Here is a 5,360-nt window from a genome sequence, read left to right as displayed (position 1 = left end):
GTGCCAGCCTGGCCGGCAAGCGATCGGATGCAAAGTTCTGCTCGGCCGGCTGCCGCGTTGGCAGTCATCGCGAGGAAGTCGGCCGCGTCGAGAGCATCCGGGCCGACGTCGTCATCGATCGGCCAATGCGTGACGCGCTGATCGAGATCGGCGAGCTCAACATGCAGGACGAGCATGATCCGGCCAAGGTCCGCCAGGCCTTCAACGCATGGTGCAGGAAGTTCGCCGGCTCGATCGCCTAAGCGTTACGTCCTGCGGCGGTTACGGATAGCCGGCCTGAGTTAGATTCGGCGCAGTGATTTGAATTCCCTCTCACCGGAGGCCCGTAATGCTCGCTCGTCTGAGATCCACAGAACCCGTTCATGACGCCGCCTATTTCCGGCGCGCGTTGAAGATCCCTCGGCCTGGTCCCGAATACCTCATGGCCGAGAAGGCATCGCGCGAGGCCTCGGCCAATCTGCGCAGTCTGACCGAACGCCGAGAGAGCCTGAAGGTGGAAAGAACGGTCGAGAATCCCGGCAAGAACAGGATCCCAGACGCGACCTACCGCGCGATGCATGCGGACCTCGAGGCCCAACTCACCGCGGCACAGGTGACGGAACGCGAAGCCCTTGCCGAATGGAACAGTCGGAAGGCGGCCTATCACGACCATGTTCGCGCGACCCTTGCGGCCGACATCGACGGCCTTGGCGCGCTGATCTGCAACCACCTCGACCAAGTGATGGAATTGCTCGACATCGCTGCTGCGCTCGGCACTGGAGCTCGCGAATACCGCGTCGAGATGCCCGGCCTTGTCAGCGGCGCGCCGGCCGCGAAGCAATTACTCCAAGCCGCTATCGACAGCACCATCACCAAGATGATTTCGAAAGGACGCCGCCCGTGAGCACCGAACCCTGGCACCCTAAAGTCAGCTACCGCGAAGGCGAGCGCTGCCGATACGCCGGTGAAGTCTGGGAAGCCAAATTTGACCTTACCCGCGGCCTGAAGCCTGTCGGCCATCTGTCGGAAAAGTTCTGGCGCCGCGTGCCGACAATTGCACCTGTGAAGGCGAGCCGTGACGGCCGGAAGACGTCCAACGGCTATCTCACCCGCAGCATGAGCCACAACTGAGCGATGGCTAAGCGCCCGTCCCAGCCTGCCGCCGATCAGCGCGCCATCGATCTGGGTAAGATCGACACCGAGATCGCGCGGCTGGAAAGGCTGCTGGCTAGCAAGAAGGATGTGCTCGCCGCCGACAAGCGGCAGCACGCACTGGACCAGAACGTCGACCTGCAGCAACGCCTCAAAGGCGAGATCAGCGACATAAGCGAATTGCTCGCCAAGCAGAGGGAGCGACGCTTCAAGACCGAACTCGGCGAGGTAGAACCTCTGAAGCCGGCGGCGCCTGTCCAGCATCGGGCGTGGGAGATTGACCAAGAGGTTCTGAAGGCCGGCCTGCCAGAATATCCAGCCATACTCAGAGGCAGCGAAGCCGATGACGGCGAGGTCTTCCCAGCAGCACTCGAAGCGATGCAGGCTTTCTACCAAGCAGCGCTGGCCGACCATTTTCGTAGGCACGACTGTCACCCGGATGAGCTCGTTAGGCTCGATCTGCACGTCGGGCTGATGGCCGACATGCACGCGCAATTGGCATGGCTGTCCGAACGTTGCGGCGCTCTCGAAGCCTGCGTCAAGGAGCTACAGGAGCGGCCCGTCGCGCAGTATCGCGGCGTCTGGGCGAACGAGGAAACTTACAAGCGCGGCGACATGACCACGTTCGGCGGTTCGACCTGGCATTGCGAACTCGATTCATCTCGAGGTGTACGCCCTGGCGACGGCATCGGCTGGCGGCTCATGGTCAAGAAAGGCCGCGACGGAAGGGACGCACGATGACCCCAACAACCATCGAGGAAATCGCAACGGAAATAGGCACCTCGCCGATCTCGGTTCGTCGGTTGATGGTCAAGGCGATCGACGCGGCAGAGGTGGATACCTCCAAAGGCATGCCGATCATGATGAACCAGGACGAAGCCAGCCGACTGCACGGGATCGCGCATGCCGCGGCGATGCAGGCCATTGGCGGCACCAAAGAGCATCAGGTCGATGAACTGGCCGCCAAGGTGTTCAGGCTGCTTGCCGCTTCAGTCGGCCGGAGCAACGCCAGTGATGCCGACCGGCGTGAAAGCATTCGCGTGGTGAAGGATTGATCACCATGACCTCCGGGGGGCCGAAACGTCCGAGAATCCACGAAATGGGCGCCAACCGCTTCGGGCTCACGCGCAGAATTCTGGGTTTTTCAGGGGAAAATTTCCAGTGATGTTGCCGCCACCTCCCGCTGACCTCAGCCGCATCGAGCGCAAAAGCTTCCGCAAGATGGCGCAAACCGTTGCGGACCGCGGCATTGATCCGGTCGCGCGAGCTTCCCTGATCGCCCAGGCGGTGCGGATCGAGGCGCGAATTCCGTTCCTGCGGGAGGCCGAAAACCAAGTCGAAAACGGGCAGAAAATGGCAGCAATGCGCGCCCACAACACGGCCATGGTCGAACTGCGGCGCCTCAACGTCGAGATCTTCCGCGGCGCGGCCAGGGTCGATGCCGTCGTGCCTTTGGCGATAGCGGCCGCAGCGAACACGAATGATGCCGATGAAGCCTGGCGCCGACACATCCATTGGGGCGACCGGACGCTGACCCGCGATCAACTGGAGGCGAAATTCGGCCGGCCGTCGTGGGCAGCGATGCTTTACCGCACCGAGGCCGAGGCGATCGGCATCAACCGACTTCTGGATAAGCACCGGCCGCGCTGCATTCCGAGCCCGGAACTCGATGAGCTCTATCGGGAGATCGGACTGCCTGCACCAGGTCCGCGAGCACAGGGTGCCGCATGACCTTCCTTGCCGACCAGAGACTCGATAGCGTGATGACCACGAAGCCGCGGGGAAGGATAATAGCCGGCGCACGTCCCGATCAGACACTGCAGGTGACCATAACCGGCAAGATCACCGACATCAGCAAGGCCGTCGCCGCCATCAAGGCAAACCCTGATGTCGGCAAGATCGTGATCGAGATCGACAGCGCGGGCGGAAGCATCAGTGAATCTGGCAACCTTTTCAACGCGCTGTTGGAGCACAAGGCGCACGTCACCGTCATCGTCGGCAAGCAATGCATGAGTGCAGCGCTGAACATCCTGATGGGCGGACATCGCCGTCTTTGCCAGCCCGATTCGGTCTTCATGATCCATGCCCCGTCGCATCAGCTCGACCGTCGCGAATCCAGGTACACCGCAGCCGAATTGCGCCGTCTAGCCGATCAGCTTGAAGAGAGGGCCGAGGATATCCTTGAGCATCTGTCGTGCATCAAGCCCGAGCATAGGCCGTTTATTGAACAGGCGCTGATGAGCTTCGAGGGCGAAGTCTTCGGGGTCGAGAAGGCAAAAGAACTTGGCCTCATCCACGCCACAGTCGACGAGGGATAAAGCCAAATGCCGGATTGGGATATCTTGGGCGCAGTCGATATTGCTGATGAGATCAACCTGATCGGCGTCAATCCGATTCATGCAAGCTGGGCACGGCGCAACCGCCTGACCGAACTATCTCCGCCGCTCGCGTGGACCGATCCTGACCAAACGCCCGAGGATGGACAGACAACGACCATCCAACTCAAGGCGCTCGATGGCGCCGTGATACACAGCTACACCGGCATTTCCGGCACTTCCTACGACATCGATCCTGCCGATTTCGCCGGCAACTACGTGGGCTTTATAGCCATCGGCTCTGAACGCGACGGTTACGCTTCCTGGCAGGCTTTCCACATGCGCGTTCGGATCGGATACGATCTCACTGCCGAGAGTGGTTCCTATCTCATGAGCGGAACCGCCGTGACCCTCAGGAAGAGCAAGGCGATTGCGGCCAGCGCCGGCAGCTACGCGCTTATCGGAACCGACGTCATCCTTAACACCAGCAAAAGCATCGTCGCGGGTGCGGGCAGTTATTCCATCGCTGGAACCGCTGCCACCCTTCGCGCTTCGCAGAAGGTTTCTGCAGGTGCGGGCTCATACACGATCACTGGAACGGCGGCCACGCTCACAAAATCAACGCCGGCGATGACGTACAGTTACGAGGGCGCCTATCTCGACAACACGAACGCCTCTTCCTACACCTTCACCAGCAAGAGCACCGGCGCGGCTGGCGCGGGTCGCGTAATCGCGGTCGCCGTTCAGACGCGCACGACCAACATCGGCACGCCGAGAACCATAACCGGCGTCACCTGCGATGGCGTCGCGATGACGGCCGGCCCCTTCATCACGGGGACGAACACCGGGCATTGCTCCATAGCCTGGTTCTATCTTGTCGTGGCGTCTGGAACGTCGTCAACGTTCGTTGTCAGTTTCAGCGGTACGACACAGAACTGCGCGATCGGCGTCTATCGGCTGTTTCCCGTCAGCAGCACGCCCGTCGATACAGCGACGATAAACGGAGCTACTCCTCAAACACTCACTGACCTAGAAGTGAAGACGTCGGGCCTGGCGCTTATCATGGTCGACTCCGGGCGCACGGCCACCCCACAATTGGATTCGGGCACATGGAGCGGCGTCGACACTCCGACGCATGATCTTGTCGACCAGATCAATGACCAAAGCGGCTCTCTGAACCTGTTCTCCATCGCGACGACGGAAAACGATACGACCCGGGATTTTACCGCTGCGGCAACCGGCGATGTGGTCTACATAGCCGGGATTTCGTTCCAGTGAACTGCTACCAGCGTGTGGTCGTCGTCCACGTCCGCGCCTAACGGTATTTCAGATCTAATTGTCCAAATAGGTGGCTTCCTTCGGCCAACCGCTCGTGTCGATTGGCATCAGGAATTCGAATTCGTCGAGACGAACCTCAGCATCCACTCGGTAGACAGCGTCCTTTCCTATCAGAACGATCGTCGGCTCCATGTCCTCGTAATTGATTGCCCACCAGTACCCCTCGTGCACAGTTGCCGGATTGACCGCATAATTCTCGTCGAGCAGTTGCTCATAGGTAAGCTTTCCCTTCTGCGGCCAGGCCTTGGTGTCGATATGCTGAAGCAGATCGAATTCCCCAACGTGGTATGGCCAGTCATCCGTTAATCTGGTCACCTCATTGCCATGCACATAGACGATCTCGGGCTCGCCACTGTCGTCTGGATGAATGCTAATCGCCCACCAATAACCGTCTTGCGTCCGCATGACTTGCTCCATGACATTTTAAGGCCGCAAACGCCCATCATCGGGGGCGGCGAGCCAAGTTGATGCTTTTTGGAGTTGTGTTAGGCAGCCGTGCTGCTCGTTTTCTACGACGTAAGGGCTCCACCCATCGTCGGTTATTTTCGCGGTCTGGTTCGATCTGGACCGGCGCCG

9 protein-coding genes are annotated in these 5,360 nt (G+C 60.4%); 8 read left to right on the top strand and 1 reads right to left on the bottom strand.

The window, feature by feature from the left end; genetic code table 11:
- The 8 genes from EOA24_RS41840 to EOA24_RS26295 all read left to right on the top strand — a co-directional run.
- The coding region (locus EOA24_RS41840) for a hypothetical protein (RefSeq protein WP_189354234.1) at positions 1–242 on the top strand (242 nt) is incomplete at its 5' end.
- Between the two features lie 179 nt (positions 243–421).
- Entirely contained in the window at positions 422–883 is a 462-nt protein-coding gene (locus EOA24_RS26325; RefSeq protein ID WP_127410223.1) for a hypothetical protein, read from the top strand.
- Positions 880–1,110, top strand: a complete 231-nt coding sequence (locus tag EOA24_RS26320) for a hypothetical protein (protein ID WP_127257403.1) — start codon at positions 880–882, stop codon at positions 1,108–1,110. Before EOA24_RS26325 ends, EOA24_RS26320 begins: the two co-directional genes overlap by 4 nt.
- 111 nt (positions 1,111–1,221) lie before the next feature.
- On the top strand, positions 1,222–1,872 hold the full coding sequence (locus EOA24_RS26315) for a hypothetical protein (RefSeq protein WP_127257406.1): 651 nt from the start codon (positions 1,222–1,224) through the stop codon (positions 1,870–1,872).
- A gap of 65 nt (positions 1,873–1,937) precedes the next feature.
- Positions 1,938–2,186: a hypothetical protein gene (locus EOA24_RS26310; protein ID WP_127410222.1), complete on the top strand. Its 249-nt coding sequence runs from the start codon at positions 1,938–1,940 to the stop codon at positions 2,184–2,186.
- Between the two features lie 232 nt (positions 2,187–2,418).
- Positions 2,419–2,862, top strand: a complete 444-nt coding sequence (locus tag EOA24_RS26305) for a hypothetical protein (protein ID WP_127257412.1) — start codon at positions 2,419–2,421, stop codon at positions 2,860–2,862.
- Complete coding sequence (locus EOA24_RS26300; RefSeq protein ID WP_127410221.1) at positions 2,859–3,449, top strand: ATP-dependent Clp protease proteolytic subunit; 591 nt, start codon at positions 2,859–2,861, stop codon at positions 3,447–3,449. Before EOA24_RS26305 ends, EOA24_RS26300 begins: the two co-directional genes overlap by 4 nt.
- 6 nt (positions 3,450–3,455) lie before the next feature.
- Positions 3,456–4,724: a hypothetical protein gene (locus EOA24_RS26295; protein WP_127258634.1), complete on the top strand. Its 1,269-nt coding sequence runs from the start codon at positions 3,456–3,458 to the stop codon at positions 4,722–4,724.
- Positions 4,725–4,778: 54 nt separating this feature from the next.
- On the opposite strand, the gene EOA24_RS26290 is transcribed toward EOA24_RS26295, so the two are convergent.
- Positions 4,779–5,189, bottom strand: coding sequence for a hypothetical protein (locus EOA24_RS26290; RefSeq protein WP_127410220.1), 411 nt, complete (start codon positions 5,187–5,189; stop codon positions 4,779–4,781).
- Positions 5,190–5,360 lie beyond the last annotated feature (171 nt).

The sequence above is a fragment of the Mesorhizobium sp. M2A.F.Ca.ET.039.01.1.1 genome, from assembly GCF_003998035.1.
Classification (GTDB): domain Bacteria; phylum Pseudomonadota; class Alphaproteobacteria; order Rhizobiales; family Rhizobiaceae; genus Mesorhizobium.
This window is presented reverse-complemented; position numbering and strand designations above follow the sequence as displayed.